Source organism: Pseudomonas sp. GW821-FHT10C09 (genome assembly GCF_059415465.1).
The window spans coordinates 260,708-279,120 of the sequence record NZ_JBWKNG010000004.1; the positions used below are offsets into that span (position 1 = coordinate 260,708).

Genomic DNA, 18,413 nt, shown 5'->3' on the forward strand with positions numbered 1-18,413 from the left:
GGGATCCGGCGAGTCACTGATCCGCGGTTTGCAGGCCTGCGCGGGTTGCGATGCCCAGGGTGCGAGAGAAGAAACGCCCGGCCTCGGAAATCATGTCGCGATGGATGCCTTCGCGGTCGACACCGTCGGCGTCGGTACACAACGCCGGCATGGCTGCGATCTGCTCTTCGTTGCACGGCGCCATGAACACGAAGTGCCCTGCCCCCGCCAGCAATTTGAAATCCGGGGCAATCGGCAATTTACGCGCGAGTGCAGCCGCGTTCTTGTCGAAGGCCACCAGTTTGTCGCCGTCGCCGCTGTACAGCAGCACCGGCACATGCACATCGGCCAAGGTGTGACGGCCGAACTTCAAACTCAACGGCGCCATCAACAGCAACGCGCGTACACGCGGGTCAGCCACGGGTTGCAGGTCGTCACGATCCACAATCAATTCACCCTTGGTGTTGCAGGCATCGCGGTCGTCCGGGCGCTCCTCGCAATACCGACGCAGACGATCCAGGTCAGGCGTGGCGCCGGACAGGATCAACGCCGTCTCACCGCCCGCCGAGTAGCCAATCACCCCGACCTGATTGGCGTTGACGAACGGCGCGAGCATGCGATCGCCGAGGGTGGCGGTAATGGCTTCGGAAATCTGGATGGGACGGCCGTAAAGGTTGCTCAACGTACCGAGGCGGCTGTGGTCTTTGGAGTTGTCGCCGGGATGGATCACCGCCACCACCACAAAACCTTTGCGCGCCAGCGAGGTGGCGAGGTCATGCAGGGCCAGCGGGGTTCCGGTGTTGCCATGGGACAGCATCAGCATCGGGAAACGGCCGATAGCCACCGGGATGTCTTCACCGGCCTCGACCGTGTAACCCTCGATTTTACTGGTGTGTTCGCGGTCACTGGAGGGATAGAACGCGATGGCGTGCATCGGTTGCAGATCGAGCGGGTCGAGAAAACTCATCTCATGGAAGCCGACGCTCCAGTGAGGATGCGGCGCAGGGGCGGCGTGCACTGAATTCAGGCTGCTGAGCAGGCAAAACAGTAACGTTGCACAAAGACGCACCATAAGGATGCCCCACCAGTTGTTACTTGACCGGAAAGCCCGTTCTCCTCGGATGATCGAGGCAGCGGCCTTGTACCAGCAATCGCGGCCACCAAGGTCGTTGCAGAACGGGAGCGTTAACCCCCTGTTGCATAACCTGGGCCACAACCTGAAACGGCCAGAAACAAAAAACTCCGTATCTGGCACTTGCGTGACCAGAATACAGAGTTTTTTGGGGTGTTGCCTGAGCAGTTTTGCGTTTTTACGCAAGCCTTACGCGGCGGCGAACAACTGCTCGCTGATTTGCGCTTGAGCGTCGCTCATGGCTTTGGTGCGCACTTCATCACCGTAGGCCAGGCCATGGGCACGGACGAACTCGATGTCGGTGATGCCGATGAAGCCGAACAGCACTTTCAAGTACTCTTCGTGAGCCACACCTGTGGCTTGACCGGCGTGCAGGCCACCGGAAGTCGAAACGATCACGACTTTCTTGCCACCGCACAGGCCTTCAGGGCCGGCTTCAGTGTAACGGAAGGTCTGACCGGCAACGGCGATGCGATCGATCCAGGCCTTGAGTTGGGTCGGGATGGTGAAGTTGTACATCGGTGCGGCAATCACCACGGCATCGGCGGCGAGGAATTCAGCCAGGGTAGTGGCGCTCAGCTCGGCTTCGTGCTGTTGGGCGGCGTTGCGCAGTTCAGCGGTAGTGCCAGCAGCAACCAGCGTCGTGGCGGAGAAATGGCTGATGGCGTCGGCGGCCAGGTCGCGGTAAGTGACCACGGCGTTCGGCTCTGCGGTTTGCCAGGCTTTGACGACTTCGCTGCTCAGCAGACGGGAAGCCGAGTTGTCACCAAGAATGCTCGAATCGATATGCAACAGTTTCATGTGGGATCTCCAGGTGAGGACCGCCACGGGGCGATCTGATGGAGTGAATCCTACAGACGAAACCAATGGCTGATTAGACCGCAACAATGCGATAGTTCGTCCCACTGATAGAACAATCGGACTGCCGTCATGCAAGACCTCAATGATCTCTACTATTTCGCCAAGGTGGTGGAAGCTGGCGGTTTTGCGGCCGCCGGGCGTTTGCTCGGGATTCCCAAGTCGCGCCTGTCACGGCGTATCGCCGAGCTGGAAGAGCGCCTCGGTGCACGTCTGCTGCAACGCACCACCCGCCAACTCAAGCTGACCGCCGTCGGCGAGCGCTACCTGCGGCACTGTCAGGCGATGCTATTGGAAGCGGAAATGGCCGATGAAGCGGTGGCCAGCATGTCCAGCGAACCGCGTGGGCGCTTGCGGGTGTCCTGCCCCGTCGGCCTCGCGCACGAGATGTTGCCCACGGTCATCGCCCGATTTCTTGAAAAATACCCGCAGGTGCAACTGGAAGTGATGCTGCTCAACCGCCGGGTCGACCTGGTGACTGAAGGCGTTGATGTCGCCTTGCGCGTGCGTGAGCTGGGCGACGAAGATCCGCTACTGGTGACCCGACGCCTGCGCCAGGCACAAATGGCCATGGTCGCCACCCCGGCGTTTTTGCACGGGCGTGAAATCAATCACCCCGAAGACCTGAAAACCTTGCCCGTGCTCGGCGCCCTTGAAGCCGATCGCATGGTGCATATCCGCCTGCTGGATCAACAGGGCAAAAGTGTCGATCTCAGCATGGAGGCGCGGCTGGGCATTGATGACTTCATCGTGCGCAAGGCCTGCACTCTGGCCGGCCAGGGTTTTACCCTGTTGCCAATGATGTATTGCGAGCCGGAGCTGGAAGACGGCTCGCTGGTGCAACTGCTGCCCGAGTGGTCATTGCCTGGCGGCTGGTTGCAAGCGGTCTACCCTCACCGGCGGGGGGTGATGCCAGCGGTTCGCGCTTGGCTCGACCATTTGATCGAAACATTCAATGCGTGTGGGGACCGATTGATATGAAGGCTGGACGGATGAGCGAAGAGGATGTCGCGCAGTTCTGTCTCGCGCTGCCGGGTGCGCGGGAAGACTATAAATGGGGCGGTGTGCGGGTGTTTTCGATTGCCGGAAACAAAATGTTCGCGCTGCAGAACCTGCGCGGCGACTCCCTTGCCTTCAAGGTCGACAAGGACCTGTTCCTGGGACATTGCGACCGGCCGGGCATCCACCCGGCTCCCTATCTGGCGAGAGCCCAGTGGATCATCATGCAAACGCCCTACCCGCTGGGCGCCGTAGAACTACAAGCCTTGTTGCAACGATCCCACCAACTGGTGGTGAGCAAGCTGCCCAAGCGCACCCAGGTGGGACTGCTGCTTTAAAACAAGGCCAGCAGGTTCGCGCCGAGAAACATCTGGTCGATCCAGAACACCTGGTGCAGCAACACAATCAGCCAGAACAGCAACTGATAGGAGACTTTGCGGGTCTTGTGCCGAAACACTTGCTGGGCCAACAAGGCGCCAGGCCAGCCACCGGCCAGTTCGACCGCGTGCAAGACATTTTCCGGCGTGCGCCAGGCGTCGGCGCGGGCCTTGCGCTTGTCGCTCCAGTACAGGAAAAACGCCAGCACACTGACGATCCCGTACGCCGCCAGCGGAATCAGTGACACCCCGCGCAGCCAGAGCGACACCGACCCAAACAGCGGCAGCGCACACAGCGCGGCAAAAACCAGCAGTTTCAACCGTGGATGCTGGATGCGCTCTCCCCCGGACCTGCGACCGGGGTCGTGGCGCCTGCCGGCGTCACTCATGGCTTGGCCGCAGACCAGTCAACCCAGCCGAACTGCCAGGTGGCCAGAATGACCAGGCCAAACACGATCCGATACCAGGCAAACGCCGCGTAGCTGTGGCTGGCAATGAACTTGAGCAGGCCGCGAACCGCGATCATCGCGAAGATGAAGGCCGTCACGAAACCGATCGCGAACACCGGAAAATCCGCCGGCACGAACAGGTGGCGGTATTTGAAACCCGAATACACCGCCGCCGCGACCATGGTCGGCATCGCCAGGAAGAACGAGAACTCGGTAGCGGTCTTGCGCGACAGGCCGAACAGCAACCCGCCAATGATGGTCGACCCGGAACGCGATGTTCCTGGAATCATGGCCAGGCACTGGGCGAAACCGACTTTCAGCGCGTCTTGCCAGGTAATCTCGTCGACAGTTTCGGCATGCACCTGATGTTGGCGTTTCTCGGCCCACAACATAATCACACCGCCCACCACCAACGCCGTCGCAACGGTAATCGGGTTGAACAGGTAATGGTGAATCAGGTCGGAGAAAATCACCCCCAGCACCACCGCCGGCATGAAGGCGATCAGCAGGTTGGCGGTGAAACGACGCGCGCTCGGTTGCGTCGGCAAACCGGTAACCACATCGAGAATCTTGCGACGAAACTCCCACACCACCGCCAGGATTGCACCCAACTGGATAATGATATTGAACGCGATTGCCCGCTCCCCACCGAAGTTGAGCAAGTCGGCGACGATGATCTGGTGCCCGGTACTGGAAATCGGCAGAAACTCCGTCAGCCCTTCTACTACCCCAAGTATCAATGCCTGAAAGGCGGTCCAAAGATCCATCAATCCCCCAAGAAGCAATGCCCCCAGGCATGCCCCGTCAGTTTTGTTTAAACGTTCATTGCGCTGAGCGTAGTTGAAGTTCCGCGCGCACAGGAACCAGACGAAACCGTAAAAATTCCGTGAAAATCGAGCGTGATTCAGGTTTTTCCGCGCGGGGCCGAAATCCTATCAGACAAGCCTCTAAAACGCTGCCGCGGAATAGGACTTGGGTCGCATATGCCCGACCGGCAAAGCGTGGTTGGATGCTGGCAATGGTTTATGACAATAAAAAGAAAATCGGAGTAACAGCGTTATGAACAGCTTGCGCAGTGTGTCGATCAGCCGACGCTTGTGGCTCATCTTGATCGTGTCGGTGGTGATGTTGCTGACGTTGGGCGTGTTGATGCTCAAGCAGATTCACGACGACCTTTATCAGGCCAAGGCGCAGAAAACCCAGCACGTCGTGCAGACCGCCAGCGGTATTCTGAATTACTACCATGACCTGGAGACGGCCGGCACCCTCACCCGCGATGCCGCGCAGAAGCAGGCACTGACCGCGGTCCGTGGACTGCGCTATGACCAGAACGACTATTTCTGGATCAACGATCTGACGCCGGTGATGATCATGCACCCGGCCAACCCCAAGCTGGACGGCCAGAACTTGTCGGCCATCCGCGACCCGGACGGTTTTGCAGTGTTTAACGAAATGGTCGCCGTGGCCAAGGCCAAGGGCGCCGGCATGGTCAACTACCGCTGGCCGAAACCGGGCGCCAGTGCCCCGGTCGAAAAGACTTCTTACGTCAAACTCTTCGAGCCTTGGGGCTGGGTGATCGGCTCGGGCGTGTACATCGATGACATGCAGGCCGAATTCAATGGCCAGGTGTGGAAGGCCACTTTCGTCGGCGTGGTGATTGCGCTGGTGATGGCGCTGTTGGTCATCCTGATTGCGCGCAGTATTGTGCGCCCGCTCCAGGACACCGTGAACGCCATGGCCAACATCGCCAGCGGTGAAAGTGACCTGACCCGCAGCCTCGATACCCACGGTCAGGACGAAGTGGCGCAACTGGCTCGGCACTTCAACGCGTTTACCACCAAGCTGCGCCTGGTGGTCACCGAGCTGCAGGTGTCCGCCAGCGCGTTGGGTCAGTCGTCCAGTGAATTGGGCAATGACGCCGCCCAGGCCCAACAACGCAGCCAGCAACAGTCCCAACAGATGGAACTGGTGGCCACGGCCATTAATGAAGTGACCTATGGCGTGCAGGATGTGGCCAAGAACGCCGAGCATGCTGCCAGCGAAATGCGCGATGCCGAATCCCAGGCGCAGCAAGGCCAGATAAACATCGACGGCAGCTTGCAACAGATAGACAAACTGTCCGGCACCATCGATCAAGCCGTAGAGGTGATACGCACCCTGGCAACGGAAAGCACGCAGATCGGCAGCGTCCTGGAGGTGATCCGCTCCATCGCCGAGCAAACCAACCTGCTCGCCCTCAACGCCGCCATTGAAGCCGCCCGGGCGGGTGAACAGGGTCGAGGATTCGCGGTGGTGGCCGATGAGGTGCGCCTGCTGGCCCAGCGCACGCAGAAGTCCACAGCAGAGATCCAGTCGATGATCGAACGCCTGCAAAGCCATTCGGAAGCCGCGGTCAAGGTCATCGGCGACAGCAGTCGCGCGTCACAACTGACCATCGAACAGGCCGGCCTGGCCGGTGCGAGCCTGAATGCAATTGGCCAGGCGTTACGCAACCTCAACGGATTGAACGCGTCGATCGCCAGCGCGACATTGCAGCAGGCCCATGTGGTGGAAGACATCAATCAGAACGTGACCCAGGCTGCGGGCTTGTCCCACAGCACTGCACTGGCGGCGCAGCAATCGAGTGTGGCCAGTGTTCGACTCAAAGACCTGAGCGAACAGCTGAACGGCTTGCTCAAGCAATTTCGCGTTTAACAGCACACACGATAAACCCTGTGGCGAGGGAGCTTGCTCCCGCTCGACTGCGCAGCAGTCGCAAAATCAGCTGACTGAGTTTCTCCTGTAGAAATCCGGTTGCAGTATTCGGGGCTGCTACGCAGCCCAGCGGGAGCAAGCTCCCTCGCCACAGTTGTGTTTCTGATTTCAGTCCCGTGTCGCTATCGCCCTTTCCTGCTGTCTAGGTACAATCTCGCCCCCACTTCGCTTTCCCCAAGGAACCTCCATGTCCGGGCTTGAACTGTTTGCCGCCGCCCTCGGTGTGATTGCCGTCTGGTTGACGGTCAAACAGAACCCCTGGTGCTGGCCAATCGGCCTGGTCATGGTGCTGCTGTATAGCTGGATCTTTTTTGAGGTAAAGCTGTATTCGGACATGCTCCTGCAAGTGATCTACGCCGCGCTGCAACTCTATGGCTGGTGGCAATGGACCCGCGCAGGCGAAGCGAATACCGGCCGGCAGGTCAGCCGTCTCGACAGCAGGTCAGTGGCGCTGGGCCTGGCGGTCGGCGCGCTGGGCAGTGTGCTGTTGGGCGCGGCCATGGCGCACTGGACCGATGCCGCCCAGCCGTGGCTCGACGCCGCGCTCACGGGGTTCAGCCTGGTTGCGCAGATGTGGATGGCGCAAAAACGCGTGCAATGCTGGCCGCTGTGGATCGCCGTTGATGTGATTTTTGTCGGGCTGTTCATTTACAAAGGCATGTACCTCACCTCTGCTCTCTATGCACTGTTCCTGCTGCTGGCCGTGCAAGGCTGGCGTGAATGGCGTGCCGATCCGGCATTGCGCGCATGAAGGTGCTGGTGCTCACGGGCCCCGAATCCAGTGGCAAGAGCTGGCTAGCGGCCGAGTTGCAGGGGCATTTCGGCGGTGTGCGGGTCGATGAGTACGTGCGTTGGTTCATCGAACAAAACCCTCGCGACACGTGCCTGGGTGATATTACCGAGATCGCCCGTGGCCAGTTGCAATGGGAAGATGAAGCCCGCGCCCGACAGCCCCGTCTGTTGATTCTCGACACTCACTTGCTGAGCAATATCCTCTGGAGCCAGACCTTGTTTGGCGACTGCCCTGAATGGCTTGAACCGGCATTATTGGCTCGCGATTACGACTTGCACCTGCTGTTGTCACCGGAGCATGTCGACTGGACGGATGATGGCCAGCGCTGTCAGCCCGAATTGAGTGAACGCCTGGCATTTTTCCAGGCGACCCACACCTGGCTTGAACAGCACCGCCAACCGTTTCAGGTATTGCAGGGAAGCTGGGAAAACCGCCGGGGGCAGGCCTTTGAAGCGGTCACCCGCCTGCTGGTTTCCTGAGCCGGTTTTGGGTCGATTTCCCCAGTGATTCCCCCTGTTTTGGGGCAACAGTGTCCATCCGTGAAACACTCATCTACCCGCAAACAGGCCGTTTCAGCGCCCTTCATCATCTTGTCATGGCTCTTGTTAAGCGCTTGAAACACATCAGCGCAAACCCTTGATCTAGAGCTTTGCGTCGCGATTGTTCAGCAAAACCTTGCCGGGGCTGTCTCAGTGATGAAACAGCTGACGTATCGTCCACTTCTCACAAAAGGCTAACCTTTTGAATTAAAACAATAATTCAAAAGCGGCACAGCTTTCGCTCTCTCCTTCCCAACGCTGACTAGGGCCAGCCCACAAAAGAAGGAATTGCTGCCGTGGGGACTTTCAATAAAGGCATGACCTGCCTACTGCTGATCGGATGTGCCGCCACTTCGGTACTCAGCCTTAGTGCGAAGGCTGATGGCAATGGCGTCATCGTTCTTACACGCGACGTCCAGCCCATCCCTATCGGCCGCACCGGCGGCAAAGACCCCTACCCGACCACCGTCAATGCCAACCCATCGGCGCGCATCGCCTCGACCATGAGCAACACCGAGTTGACTGACGGTGATTTCGCCAACATTGCCAGCGGCTCGACCATCACCGGCAACATCAACCCGAACACCAACGGTGGCAGCATGCCAGGCCTCAACGTCGTGACCAATCCAAACGGCATGCCAGGCATGAGCGCCGGCCACGGCGGCGGCAGTGGTGCCGCGATTTCCGGAACCATCAATCGGGCCATGAGTTCCGGCATGGCTCCACTGACCAGAATGGCCGGAGGTCAATGACATGAATCGCAGCCTGATCTTTCTCGCGGTGTTCGCCAGTGCCAGCGCCATGGCTGACTCCGGTGTTTCAACCGTGAACAACGCCAACATCCAGGATGCCGGCGTCCAGTACAAAGGCAACTTGAACGTCAACCAGGCGGCTGGCGATCAGCAACAACAAACCAACGTTCGCGCCATCGCTATCGGCACCAATGCTTCGGCCACCACCAGCGTCCAGCAAAAAATCAATACCCCCGCCAATCCGTCAATGAACGCGACGGCCACCATCGGCGGCACCTCTTTCAGCAATGGCAACGGTGTACTGGGCGTGAACCAGAGCGCCGGGGCCAACAACCAGATGGCCAACGCTGCACGGATCAGCATCAGTGCTGGACCGCAGAGCGTCGACGATAGCGCCCTTTCTCAACAGAACGTGGCGTTGCTACCAAACTCAGGAGCAACTGGGTCCCAAACCGGCAGTCGCCAGGTCGTTACCAGCGACCAGGCCTTCACCGGCAGCCGAGGGATTATCCAGGTGAACCAGAGTGCCGGGGTGGGGAACCGAATGGCTAACACCCTGAGCATCCGGGTCGCTGACTGACCCAAACGCAGTGCGATTAGAAAGTACCAACACTTAACCAACTAATAAGCACGGAGAAACACCATGAAACCTACAATGGCTTTAAAACCACTGGTTTTCGCTCTGGCAGCAGTGATGGCAATCGCAGCACAAGCAGGCGGTCGTGATGATGATCACGGTCATGGCAATGGTCACGGCAATGGGCATGGCAGTCATCAGCCAAAAGGCCCAACCCTGGATCAAATTCTTTCAATTACTGCCGGCGCCGGCGCTACTGTGCTGGATGAACAGGACAGCAGTGGCAATACCGTGCTGAACCAAGGCACCAAAAATGGTGCTGCGATCGACAACTCGCTCAATGGTTCCAACGGCAACATGGGCGCCAACGTGGCAGCCGGCGACGGCAACCAACAAGACAACGCCGCGGCACTGGCTACTGCTGACGAAAGCTTCATTTTCGGTTCCGCAGTGGCAGCTTCCAGCGCCACACAAAACAACACCAACAACGCCGTTGCCAACTACTCTAATACCAACACTGCTACGCTCACCAACGCAGGCAACAATGGTTCCGGCAACATTGGGATGAACGTGACCGCTGGCAACTTCAACCAACAGAAAAACAACCTGGCGATTGCTGTGTCGGGTGGCCGTGTAGCCGCAGCCGCTGCATCAGCTGACCAAAGCTCCAGTGGTCTGCAAGTGGCCAACAACGGCACTCAGACCTACAAAACCGACACCCTCAGAGGCACCTTCACTGCTGCTGGCGCATTTGTAGCAGCGGGTAAAGCGGTGTCTACACCTGCTGACGATGATCATGGCCACGGTGGCTATGGCAACGACAACAAAGGTGGCGGTCATGGCGGCGGCCATGATGATGGCAAAGTCAATTCCGACTTCGTCGCAGTGGGCGTCTTCGGTCTGGCTGGTGTAACCACTCAGCAATACCTGACTCCAGATGGCTGGAAAAACCCTGTCACCAACACTGCTGTAATGCAAAACTCGATGAACAACTTCTCCGGCAACGGCGGAGCCAACGTATCGTCTGGTGTAGGCAACCAACAAAGCAACTCGCTGTCCATCGCCGCAGGTTGCAAAGCCTGCCTGTAATCGCGATCGAAATGAAAGCCCCGGCAACGGGGCTTTTCCACAGTCCGCAAAGGCGTCATCGATCATGCGCAAGACTGCCCTTTTCGCCCTCCTCTGCCTGTCTGGCCTGACTCAGGCCGCTCAGATGCCGGTTGCCGCCCTGCCTGGCGGCGTGCTGGTCTATAAGCATGTGCAGAGTCTGCGTGAGCGCAAGTTTTCCGACATCGTCGAACAGAAAACCGACTTCAGTTGCGGCGCCGCCGCACTGGCGACGGTGTTACGCCAGGCTTATTGGCTCGACGTCGATGAGGAGCACATCATCAAAGGCATGCTGGTCAACGCTGACCAGAACCTTGTTCGTACTCAAGGTTTCTCCATGCTGGACATGAAGCGCTACATAGAAAGCATCGGCATGCGCGCCAGGGGCTACAAGATCCCACCTGAAAAGCTGGATGCTGTGACGATTCCGGTGGTGGTACTGATGGAAATTCGCGGCTACAAGCATTTCGTGGTGTTGCAGCGTGCGGACAAGCAATGGGTCTATATCGGCGACCCGGTACTTGGACACAAACGCTACTCCCATGATGACTTTGTCAAAGGTTGGAACGGCATCGTCTTCGCTATCGTAGGTCCCGGTTACGACAAAACCAATGCATTGCGCAGTCCACCGGTACCGCTGACGGCCAAGAACAAGCTGGATACCTTCAACCCTGTCAGAGACGCTGAATTGATGGATTTTGGTTTCATACAGAGCGACTTCTTTTAATCGCCAAAAGATGATATTGGGGCAGGATGCTCCGGGAGCAGCAGATGAAAACTTCATACTGGCTGGCCGTTGCCTGTCTGGCAGCGAGCGCATCAGGCTATGCCAATGGATTCAAACCCATCGAAATCAAGGATCAGGAACTCGCCCAGTTGCGCGGCCGTTATGTAATGCCTGGCCGGATTATCAGCTTCGGCGTGGTCATGAGCAGTACCTGGCGCAATGCCAGCGGTGACGTCATCGGGGCGGCTTCGTCCATGCAAATCCAGGCAGCAACGATCAAACCCGAATTCTATGTATCAACCATCAAGATCGACGGCAATGGCACTACGCCTGACCAAGGCGCCGGCAGTGTGATTGGTGGAGCAGGCCTGGCGACCAGCCAGGGCGTTACCCAAAGCGTTCGAGCGGCCGGGGACGGCAACACCGCCTACAACAACGTCGCGATCGACGTGAAAGAAGCCAACCAGGCTCCGGCGCTTGTGCCGGGTCAGGGACAAGCCCTGATGGCCGGGCAAACCATCACCGGCTCCAATGCCGCCGGCAGCGTCGCCGTGTCAGCCACCGGGGGTGGCGTACAAATGGCTATTCAGGCTAACGGCAACCAAGGCACTGCACTGCAACAAGTCGCCCAGGGCGGATTGCTGCAGAACACCCGATTGCTGGGCAACAGCAACATGGTCAATAACCTCACCCAACTCAACGTGGTGCTCAATAATAATGGCCCGAGTGCTGGCGCATTGGACTGTAACCTGACCCAACTTAACGCCCTGCGCACCTTAGGATATTGAACTACGCTGACTCTCGATCATTGGGCTTTAAGGGACGGCTTATTCATGTATCGATCAGTATCACTGCGTGCAGTAGTTTGTTTGAGCACTCTATTTCCGGCGGCGATGTTGCAAGCAGCACCCAACGCCGATGTAGAGGCCCTGAAACAGGAACTTCTGGAGCTAAAGCAACGATACGAAGTACAACAAAAAGCCTTGGCGGTACTCGAACAACGGGTCCGCCAGGTAGAGGACCAACCCGCAGCTCCCCCACCAAAACGCCTGGCCAAGTCGCCAGCAGACATGAAGGGGAACGCGGGGACCGCGGTAGCCACAGGGACTGGCGCCGCAGCAGCATCGGGGGGAGCCGCAGGGGGCAGCGGCAGTTCTTACGGCCAATCGCTGGCAGACGACTCACAACCGGCACAAAGCGTTTCCAACCTGTACGACGAAGCCAGCGGGTTCTTCGGCGGCGGCAAATTCAGCGTCGAAACCGGGATCACTTACTCCCGATACGACACCCGCCAGCTGATCCTCAACGGCTTTCTCGCACTGGATTCGATCTTCCTTGGCAACATCAACCTCGATCGGATCAAGGCTGATACCTGGACGCTCGACCTCACCGGTCGCTACAACTTCAACAACCGCTGGCAATTCGACCTGAACGTGCCGGTGATTTACCGCGAGTCGACTTATCAGTCGGGTGGTGGCAATCAGGGCGCGGCCAACGTCACGACAGAGGAAACCGTCACCCGAGACCCGACCATTGGCGACGTCAACTTCGGGATTGCCTACAAATTCCTCGACGAATCGGTGAACACCCCGGATGCCGTGGTCACCTTGCGGGTCAAGGCACCTACGGGCAAGGATCCGTTCGGGATCAAACTGCGTCAGACCGATGCCAACTCCAACCTGTTCGTGCCTGACACCCTGCCGACCGGTAACGGCGTATGGTCCGTCACCCCAGGTATCTCGCTGGTCAAAACCTTTGACCCGGCGGTACTGTTCGGCAGCTTGTCCTACACCCACAACTTCGAAGAATCCTTCGACGACATCAGCGCAACGGTCAACCAGAAAACCCCAGGCAAGGTGGAGATCGGCGACAGCTTCCAGATCGGCGCAGGTATTGCGTTTGCGTTGAACGAAAAGATGAGTATGTCGTTCTCGGTGTCTGACCTGGTGCAACGCAGAAGCAAGCTGAAACAGGATGGCGGAGACTGGGAATCCGTGGTCGCCAGCGATGCAAACGCCGGTTACTTCAACATCGGCATGACCATTGCGGCCACCGACAACCTCACTATCGTTCCCAACTTGTCCATCGGCATGACGGACGACGCCCCGGACTTCCAGTTCAGTCTGAAATTCCCTTACTACTTCTAACTCCTGACGAGGAATGGAAAAGGCCCGCTGCGATGCATGTCGCAGCGGGCCTTTTCGTTACACCGCCCTAGCGGATCTGGTGCTTGTGCAGCAATCGATAAAACGTCGGGCGTGAAACTCCCAGCACTCTGGCGGCGACACTGAGGTTGTCGCTGTGCCGGTTCAGCACGTCGCACAGCGCCTGGCGTTCGGCGCGCGTCTTGTAGTCCTCCAGCGTGCCCATGGGCGTGGCGAAGGCTTGCTGGCTGATCAGCCCAAGGTCCCGCGCTTCGATTTGCCGCCCTTCGGCCAACACCAGACCACGCCGTACCCGGTTGGCCAACTCGCGAACATTGCCCGGCCAGTCATGCTTGCCCATGGCAATCAGCGCGTCCTCACTGAAACTGCGTGGACGGCGCCCGGTTTCGTGGCTGTAGAAGTGGGAAAAGTGGTTGGCCAGCATCGACAGATCGCCGTGGCGTTCACGCAGCGGGGCGGTCACCACCTGAAGGACGTTCAGGCGGTAGTACAAATCTTCGCGAAAGCGTTTCTTTTCGATGGCGGCCTCAAGGTCGACGTGTGTTGCCGCCAGCACCCGCACGTCCACCGGAATCGGCTGACTGCCGCCTACGCGTTCAATGTGTTTTTCCTGTAGGAAGCGCAACAGATTGGCTTGCAGTTCCAGCGGCAAATCGCCGATTTCATCGAGGAACAACGTACCGCCATTGGCCGCCTCGATCCGCCCGACCTTGCGTTGATGAGCGCCGGTGAACGCGCCCTTCTCATGGCCAAACAACTCGGACTGGATCAGGTGTTCAGGGATCGCGCCGCAATTGATCGCCACAAAAGGTTTGTTGTGGCGCTGGGATTGTCGGTGCAGGGTGCGGGCAACCAGCTCTTTACCGGTGCCGCTTTCGCCGCGGATCAAGACCGGGGATTCGGTGGGCGCCAGTTTGCTCAACAACTTGCGCAGTTCGCGAATCGGCTTGCTGTCGCCCAGTAGTTCGTGTTCGGGCTGGTCGATGTGGATCGTGCCTTGCCCACGCAGGCGCGCCATGCCGAACGCCCGCCCCAGCGTGACCTGAACCCGGGAGACGTCAAACGGCAAAGTGTGAAAGTCGAAAAACCATTCGCAAACGAAGTCCCCGACATTCTGCAAGCGCAGGACTTCCTGATTGAGTACGGCAATCCACTCGGTGCCGCTGCGGCTGATCAGCTCTTTGACGGCTTCCGGGCGTTCCAGGTGGAAAGGTTGCAATCGCAACAGGCCAACGTCGCAGGTTCTATCGGCGGCGTTTTCCAGAGAACAGCTATCAACATCCCAACCCACAGAGCGTAAACCCGGTAACAGGCGATGGCAGTCGTCACAGGGATCTACTACTAACAGACGTCGTAACGCGGGCGCTTCGATCATGACTGTTCCTTGGCGCCAAATTATAGGAAATATTAGTAAAAACAGTCATTTGGCGGACCTGGCTGTAACATTAGCAAGAATTTGACACGGCCTTGTATCGATTGACTATAGAGCAGCCACTTAATAAGTTATAAGCGCGACTTGGTTAGTTACCTAACGAGTTGAACCTTTCATTCAGCTTTCAAAAGAAGTTCCTGCTATTGAGTATATGAAAGAAAGTTGAAAATTCTTTTGTTTGTGTGTGACCTGACCCCCTATTGGGGGCATCAGTACAAGTAACCAGCCGAACGGTAAGCCCAACCGACGGCACGTGACTTGATTGGGCATACAGAGAGAAGACCCCATGACCGCCCCGCTCCGTTTCAACGAAGCTCTTTTGATTGCCGACAGCGCGTTCCAACCTTTCGAGTGCGTCGCCTGGGCTCAACAAGACGGCAATGGTGAGCTCTGCATCACCGTCATCGACCGCACCAATACCCATATCGGCCGGACCCAAATCCCAAGCAGCGCCTACTCCGACCCCGCACAACTCGAACACCTGTTGCAGCAGGCCCGAGCCGAGTTGAGCCAGGAAGGTTATAAACTGCAATCGTGGTCCATGCCGCATTAAGGGTGTTTGCGGATTACTTCAAGGTAATCCGCCCCCCTCTTTGCCTGGCTGTTTGCGACATTAACAGCGCATTCGATACTCCAACTTCCCCGCCTCGTATTACTTGGCTGCCTTGTCAGTGGTTCGAAAAGACACTGTTCTGGCACACAGTGACCCTCCGCCTGTTAGTTATGACAGTTGTGCGATCGCTCATTCAGGGATTGAATGTTTCGCAGGCAGTTGCCCTCCCGCACCCGGGTTTCGGTCAGCTCGCAAGGAGATGCGCGCATGCCACACCAGACTGCTTTTGCCCAACCCGAATCGCGGCACATCGCTGGCGACCTCGATAAACGTTTTGCCGCCAATGGTAAAACCCAAGTGTATTTCGCGGGCAGTACGTCAAGCATCGCCAACAGCGTGGAAATAGACTCGAATGGTCGTGTGCTGGTGGCGGCCACCGTCGGCATGCGCGATGGCAATTGCTTTGGCCTGGCCCGGTTGCTGGAAGACGGCTCGGCAGACCTCGCATTCGGCCTTAACGGCAGCGTTATCGGGCAGTTCCAGCGCGGTCACGAGGCCATGGCGGGCAAAGTCCACGTGCTCGCCAACGGACACCTGCTGGTGGCCGGCCTGCACTATGAAAACGCTCACCGAACGCTGCCAGCGCTGGCGTTGTTCGATTCGCAAGGTCACCCGGTCGAACATTTCGGTGACAACGGGCGGTGTGTCGTCCGCCTGCCAGGAAACCTGTCCCTGGGCATGCGCGACCTCTGGCTGCCTCCGGGTGTTCCGGGGGCCGAAGCCTGCGACGTCCAGGTCCAGGCAGACGGCCGGATCCTGCTGCTGGCCAACCACCATTTTGAGTTGGCTGATCACGTCGGCCTGCTGATACGCCTGACCCGCCAGGGAGAACTGGACACGTCCTTCAACGGCCGAGGTTTTGTCATCGTCCGGCATTTACTGATGAACTCCTGGCTCAGCTGCCTGATGGTGCAACACGACGGCCGGATCATGGTGGGGGGTTCGATCAATTTCCCTGAAGAAGCCCTGCTCGCCCGTTACCACCCCGATGGCCGCCTGGATGACACGTTCGCCGTGGATGGTTTCATGACGTTCAGGGCCGAGGAACGCGGCGCTCAGGTCAGCCAGATCATCGAACAGGACAATGGCGACTTGCAGTGTTTTGGCAGCAGCCGCAACCCGATGCATTGCCTCGCTTTCAAACTACACAGCAACGGCCGCCCGGACGCCCATTGCAACAGCGGCCACCCTCAACTATTGAAAATCGGCCGCAGCGGTTGCCAATGGACAGCCGCCCGGCGTCTGGGTGACGGTCGTGTGATGGCGGTTGGCGCGACGATTGGCGGCATCGAAGCCGATTTCCTGTTGGCCCGCTATTTACCCGGCGGTCAGCTGGACCCGGGGTTTGCCGAAGGCAGCTGCTGGGTTCGTACGCGTCTGGGCCGCAGCCTTGACACGGCCACGTCGGTGGCCGCTCAGGCAGACGGAAGAATCGTCGTCGGCGGTTATTCACTGGATGGAAACTATAAGGCCGTTGTCGTGCGATACCTCGGTTAGGCCTGCATGCCCCGCACTTGATATTCCCATCCTGTTACGGCAAGTTGCGCGCTTCTTAATACAAGGAGTAGCCGATGTCCGGTTCAATGGCCCAGGCGTTCGCGCATAACTTTCTCGGCCACTCACCTCGCTGGTACAAGGCGAGCATTCTCGGTTTCCTGATTCTCAACGCACTGGTGCTGTGGACCGTAGGTCCGGTCGTGGCCGGTTGGTTGCTGGTGCTGGAGTTCATCTTCACCCTGGCCATGGCGCTCAAGTGTTATCCGCTGATGCCCGGCGGGCTGCTGCTGATCGAAGCCCTGCTGCTGAAAATGACCACGCCGCAGGCACTGTATGACGAACTGGTGCACAACTTTCCGGTGATCCTGCTGCTGATGTTCATGGTGGCCGGCATCTATTTCATGAAAGACCTGCTGCTGTTCCTGTTTTCGCGCTTGCTGCTCGGGGTTCGCTCCAAGGCGCTGTTGGCGTTGATGTTCTGCTTCCTCTCGGCGTTCCTGTCGGCATTCCTCGATGCCTTGACCGTGACTGCGGTGATCATCAGTGCGGCCGTGGGGTTTTATTCGGTGTACCACCGCGTCGCCTCGGGCAATGATCCACGCCAGGACAGCGAGTTCAGCGATGACCAGCACTTGCCGCAACTCCACCATGAAGACCTCGAGCAGTTCCGCGCCTTCCTGCGCAGCCTGTTGATGCACGGCGCCGTGGGCACGGCATTGGGCGGTGTGTGCACGCTGGTGGGTGAGCCGCAGAACCTGCTGATCGGCCATGAAATGGGCTGGCACTTCGCCGAATTCTTTTTGAAAGTTGCCCCGGTTTCGCTGCCAGTGCTGGTCGCTGGCCTGGTGACCTGCGTGCTGCTGGAGAAATTGCGCTGGTTCGGGTACGGCACCCTTTTGCCGGATAACGTGCGCGCCGTGCTGGCCAACTATGCCGACGAAGACAACGCCGAACGCACCGCACGCCAGCGCGCCGCCCTGTTGGTGCAAGGTGCTGCCGCGTTGATCCTGATTGCAGGGCTGGCGTTTCACATTGCGGAAGTCGGCCTGATCGGGCTGATGGTGATCATCTTGATCACCGCGTTCACCGGCATCACTGACGAGCACCGGATCGGCAACGCGTTCAAGGACGCCATGCCGTTCACCGCATTGCTGGTGGTGTTTTTTGCGGTGGTGGCGGTGATACATGATCAGCAACTGTTCACCCCGCTGATCCAATGGGTCCTGGCGCTGCCGGCCGAGCAGCAACCGGGCATGTTGTATATCGCCAACGGCTTGCTGTCGGCCATCAGCGACAACGTGTTTGTCGCGACCATTTACATCACCGAAGTGAAACGGGCGTTCGTTGCCGGTCATATGTCCCGCGAGCACTTCGAGACGCTGGCCATTGCGATCAACACCGGGACGAACCTGCCCAGCGTGGCGACTCCCAACGGCCAGGCTGCGTTTCTGTTTCTGCTGACCTCGGCGATTGCACCGCTGATTCGGCTGTCGTATGGGCGGATGGTGTGGATGGCGTTGCCGTATACGGTGGTGATGGGTGTGCTTGGGTGGTACGCCGTGAGTTTCTGGCTGTAACCCGGATCAAAGGTGGGAGCGAGCCTGCTCGCGAAAGCGGTGTGTCATTCAGAATTAATATTGACTGACACGGCCCCTTCGCGAGC

The 18,413-nt window shown here is 58.6% G+C and carries 19 protein-coding genes; 14 read left to right on the forward strand and 5 right to left on the reverse strand.

Going from position 1 to position 18,413, the window contains the following annotated elements:
- Nucleotides 1-13 precede the first annotated feature (13 nt).
- Nucleotides 14-1,051 (reverse strand): alpha/beta hydrolase family protein, encoded by a 1,038-nt coding sequence (locus AC07N8_RS05650; protein WP_483842061.1) that lies wholly within the window; start codon nucleotides 1,049-1,051, stop codon nucleotides 14-16.
- 249 nt (nucleotides 1,052-1,300) lie between these two features.
- A complete protein-coding gene (locus AC07N8_RS05655) occupies nucleotides 1,301-1,912 on the reverse strand; it encodes an FMN-dependent NADH-azoreductase (protein WP_007949372.1) in 612 nt (203 codons plus the stop codon).
- Between the two features lie 129 nt (nucleotides 1,913-2,041).
- On the opposite strand from AC07N8_RS05655, the gene AC07N8_RS05660 reads away from it, so the two are divergent.
- Together AC07N8_RS05660 and AC07N8_RS05665 are read left to right on the forward strand one after the other, a co-directional pair.
- Entirely contained in the window at nucleotides 2,042-2,950 is a 909-nt protein-coding gene (locus AC07N8_RS05660) for a LysR substrate-binding domain-containing protein (RefSeq protein ID WP_483842062.1), read from the forward strand.
- A complete protein-coding gene (locus tag AC07N8_RS05665; protein ID WP_483842063.1) occupies nucleotides 2,947-3,306 on the forward strand; it encodes an MmcQ/YjbR family DNA-binding protein in 360 nt (119 codons plus the stop codon). The genes AC07N8_RS05660 and AC07N8_RS05665 overlap by 4 nt, the downstream gene beginning before the upstream one ends.
- Here the strand turns inward: AC07N8_RS05665 and AC07N8_RS05670 are convergent.
- Both AC07N8_RS05670 and AC07N8_RS05675 read right to left on the reverse strand, forming a co-directional pair.
- Complete coding sequence (locus AC07N8_RS05670) at nucleotides 3,303-3,734, reverse strand: DUF1294 domain-containing protein (RefSeq protein ID WP_483842064.1); 432 nt, start codon at nucleotides 3,732-3,734, stop codon at nucleotides 3,303-3,305. The genes AC07N8_RS05665 and AC07N8_RS05670 overlap by 4 nt on opposite strands.
- A complete protein-coding gene (locus AC07N8_RS05675) occupies nucleotides 3,731-4,561 on the reverse strand; it encodes an undecaprenyl-diphosphate phosphatase (RefSeq protein ID WP_027923530.1) in 831 nt (276 codons plus the stop codon). Before AC07N8_RS05675 ends, AC07N8_RS05670 begins: the two co-directional genes overlap by 4 nt.
- A 292-nt stretch (nucleotides 4,562-4,853) precedes the next feature.
- On the opposite strand from AC07N8_RS05675, the gene AC07N8_RS05680 reads away from it, so the two are divergent.
- The 9 genes from AC07N8_RS05680 (at nucleotide 4,854) to fapF (ending at nucleotide 13,190) form a co-directional block, all read left to right on the forward strand.
- Complete coding sequence (locus AC07N8_RS05680; protein ID WP_483842065.1) at nucleotides 4,854-6,488, forward strand: methyl-accepting chemotaxis protein; 1,635 nt, start codon at nucleotides 4,854-4,856, stop codon at nucleotides 6,486-6,488.
- A 247-nt stretch (nucleotides 6,489-6,735) separates the two neighbouring features.
- Complete coding sequence (pnuC, locus tag AC07N8_RS05685) at nucleotides 6,736-7,299, forward strand: nicotinamide riboside transporter PnuC (protein ID WP_483842066.1); 564 nt, start codon at nucleotides 6,736-6,738, stop codon at nucleotides 7,297-7,299.
- Nucleotides 7,296-7,820: an AAA family ATPase gene (locus AC07N8_RS05690; RefSeq protein ID WP_493141987.1), complete on the forward strand. Its 525-nt coding sequence runs from the start codon at nucleotides 7,296-7,298 to the stop codon at nucleotides 7,818-7,820. Before pnuC ends, AC07N8_RS05690 begins: the two co-directional genes overlap by 4 nt.
- A 356-nt stretch (nucleotides 7,821-8,176) precedes the next feature.
- The gene (fapA, locus tag AC07N8_RS05695) at nucleotides 8,177-8,632 is read left to right on the forward strand and encodes a functional amyloid chaperone FapA (protein ID WP_493141595.1); all 456 of its coding nucleotides are present in this window, start codon (nucleotides 8,177-8,179) and stop codon (nucleotides 8,630-8,632) included.
- 1 nt (nucleotide 8,633) lies between these two features.
- Nucleotides 8,634-9,212, forward strand: a complete 579-nt coding sequence (gene fapB / locus AC07N8_RS05700) for a fibril amyloid subunit FapB (RefSeq protein ID WP_483842068.1) — start codon at nucleotides 8,634-8,636, stop codon at nucleotides 9,210-9,212.
- Nucleotides 9,213-9,275: 63 nt separating this feature from the next.
- A complete protein-coding gene (gene fapC / locus AC07N8_RS05705) occupies nucleotides 9,276-10,298 on the forward strand; it encodes an amyloid-like fimbrin subunit FapC (RefSeq protein WP_493141593.1) in 1,023 nt (340 codons plus the stop codon).
- A 64-nt stretch (nucleotides 10,299-10,362) separates the two neighbouring features.
- Entirely contained in the window at nucleotides 10,363-11,043 is a 681-nt protein-coding gene (fapD, locus tag AC07N8_RS05710; protein ID WP_483842070.1) for a fibril amyloid maturation endopeptidase FapD, read from the forward strand.
- Nucleotides 11,044-11,087: 44 nt separating this feature from the next.
- The gene (fapE, locus tag AC07N8_RS05715; protein ID WP_493141591.1) at nucleotides 11,088-11,831 is read left to right on the forward strand and encodes a fibril amyloid subunit FapE; all 744 of its coding nucleotides are present in this window, start codon (nucleotides 11,088-11,090) and stop codon (nucleotides 11,829-11,831) included.
- A 45-nt stretch (nucleotides 11,832-11,876) separates the two neighbouring features.
- Nucleotides 11,877-13,190 carry a fibril amyloid transporter FapF gene (fapF, locus tag AC07N8_RS05720; RefSeq protein WP_483842072.1) on the forward strand — a complete coding sequence of 438 codons (1,314 nt, stop codon included), beginning with the start codon at nucleotides 11,877-11,879 and terminating at the stop codon, nucleotides 13,188-13,190.
- 67 nt (nucleotides 13,191-13,257) lie between these two features.
- Here the strand turns inward: fapF and AC07N8_RS05725 are convergent, their stop codons facing one another.
- Nucleotides 13,258-14,583: a sigma-54 dependent transcriptional regulator gene (locus AC07N8_RS05725; protein WP_483842073.1), complete on the reverse strand. Its 1,326-nt coding sequence runs from the start codon at nucleotides 14,581-14,583 to the stop codon at nucleotides 13,258-13,260.
- 343 nt (nucleotides 14,584-14,926) lie between these two features.
- On the opposite strand from AC07N8_RS05725, the gene AC07N8_RS05730 reads away from it, so the two are divergent.
- From AC07N8_RS05730 to nhaB, 3 genes are all read left to right on the forward strand, one after another.
- A complete protein-coding gene (locus tag AC07N8_RS05730; RefSeq protein WP_483842074.1) occupies nucleotides 14,927-15,193 on the forward strand; it encodes a hypothetical protein in 267 nt (88 codons plus the stop codon).
- 267 nt (nucleotides 15,194-15,460) lie between these two features.
- Nucleotides 15,461-16,750 (forward strand): NHL repeat-containing protein, encoded by a 1,290-nt coding sequence (locus AC07N8_RS05735; RefSeq protein WP_493141588.1) that lies wholly within the window; start codon nucleotides 15,461-15,463, stop codon nucleotides 16,748-16,750.
- A gap of 74 nt (nucleotides 16,751-16,824) precedes the next feature.
- On the forward strand, nucleotides 16,825-18,327 hold the full coding sequence (nhaB, locus tag AC07N8_RS05740; RefSeq protein ID WP_483842076.1) for a sodium/proton antiporter NhaB: 1,503 nt from the start codon (nucleotides 16,825-16,827) through the stop codon (nucleotides 18,325-18,327).
- The last annotated feature ends 86 nt before the right edge of the window (nucleotides 18,328-18,413 follow it).

Bases quoted from the DNA above. Each gene is read 5' to 3' on its own strand.
- AC07N8_RS05650 (WP_483842061.1), bottom strand. From the start codon at position 1,051: ATGGTGCGTCTTTGTGCAACGTTACTGTTTTGCCTGCTCAGCAGCCTG.
- AC07N8_RS05655 (WP_007949372.1), bottom strand. From the start codon at position 1,912: ATGAAACTGTTGCATATCGATTCGAGCATTCTTGGTGACAACTCGGCT.
- AC07N8_RS05660 (WP_483842062.1), top strand. From the start codon at position 2,042: ATGCAAGACCTCAATGATCTCTACTATTTCGCCAAGGTGGTGGAAGCT.
- AC07N8_RS05665 (WP_483842063.1), top strand. From the start codon at position 2,947: ATGAAGGCTGGACGGATGAGCGAAGAGGATGTCGCGCAGTTCTGTCTC.
- AC07N8_RS05670 (WP_483842064.1), bottom strand. From the start codon at position 3,734: ATGAGTGACGCCGGCAGGCGCCACGACCCCGGTCGCAGGTCCGGGGGA.
- AC07N8_RS05675 (WP_027923530.1), bottom strand. From the start codon at position 4,561: ATGGATCTTTGGACCGCCTTTCAGGCATTGATACTTGGGGTAGTAGAA.
- AC07N8_RS05680 (WP_483842065.1), top strand. From the start codon at position 4,854: ATGAACAGCTTGCGCAGTGTGTCGATCAGCCGACGCTTGTGGCTCATC.
- pnuC (WP_483842066.1), top strand. From the start codon at position 6,736: ATGTCCGGGCTTGAACTGTTTGCCGCCGCCCTCGGTGTGATTGCCGTC.
- AC07N8_RS05690 (WP_493141987.1), top strand. From the start codon at position 7,296: ATGAAGGTGCTGGTGCTCACGGGCCCCGAATCCAGTGGCAAGAGCTGG.
- fapB (WP_483842068.1), top strand. From the start codon at position 8,634: ATGAATCGCAGCCTGATCTTTCTCGCGGTGTTCGCCAGTGCCAGCGCC.
- fapC (WP_493141593.1), top strand. From the start codon at position 9,276: ATGAAACCTACAATGGCTTTAAAACCACTGGTTTTCGCTCTGGCAGCA.
- fapD (WP_483842070.1), top strand. From the start codon at position 10,363: ATGCGCAAGACTGCCCTTTTCGCCCTCCTCTGCCTGTCTGGCCTGACT.
- fapE (WP_493141591.1), top strand. From the start codon at position 11,088: ATGAAAACTTCATACTGGCTGGCCGTTGCCTGTCTGGCAGCGAGCGCA.
- fapF (WP_483842072.1), top strand. From the start codon at position 11,877: ATGTATCGATCAGTATCACTGCGTGCAGTAGTTTGTTTGAGCACTCTA.
- AC07N8_RS05725 (WP_483842073.1), bottom strand. From the start codon at position 14,583: ATGATCGAAGCGCCCGCGTTACGACGTCTGTTAGTAGTAGATCCCTGT.
- AC07N8_RS05730 (WP_483842074.1), top strand. From the start codon at position 14,927: ATGACCGCCCCGCTCCGTTTCAACGAAGCTCTTTTGATTGCCGACAGC.
- AC07N8_RS05735 (WP_493141588.1), top strand. From the start codon at position 15,461: ATGCCACACCAGACTGCTTTTGCCCAACCCGAATCGCGGCACATCGCT.
- nhaB (WP_483842076.1), top strand. From the start codon at position 16,825: ATGTCCGGTTCAATGGCCCAGGCGTTCGCGCATAACTTTCTCGGCCAC.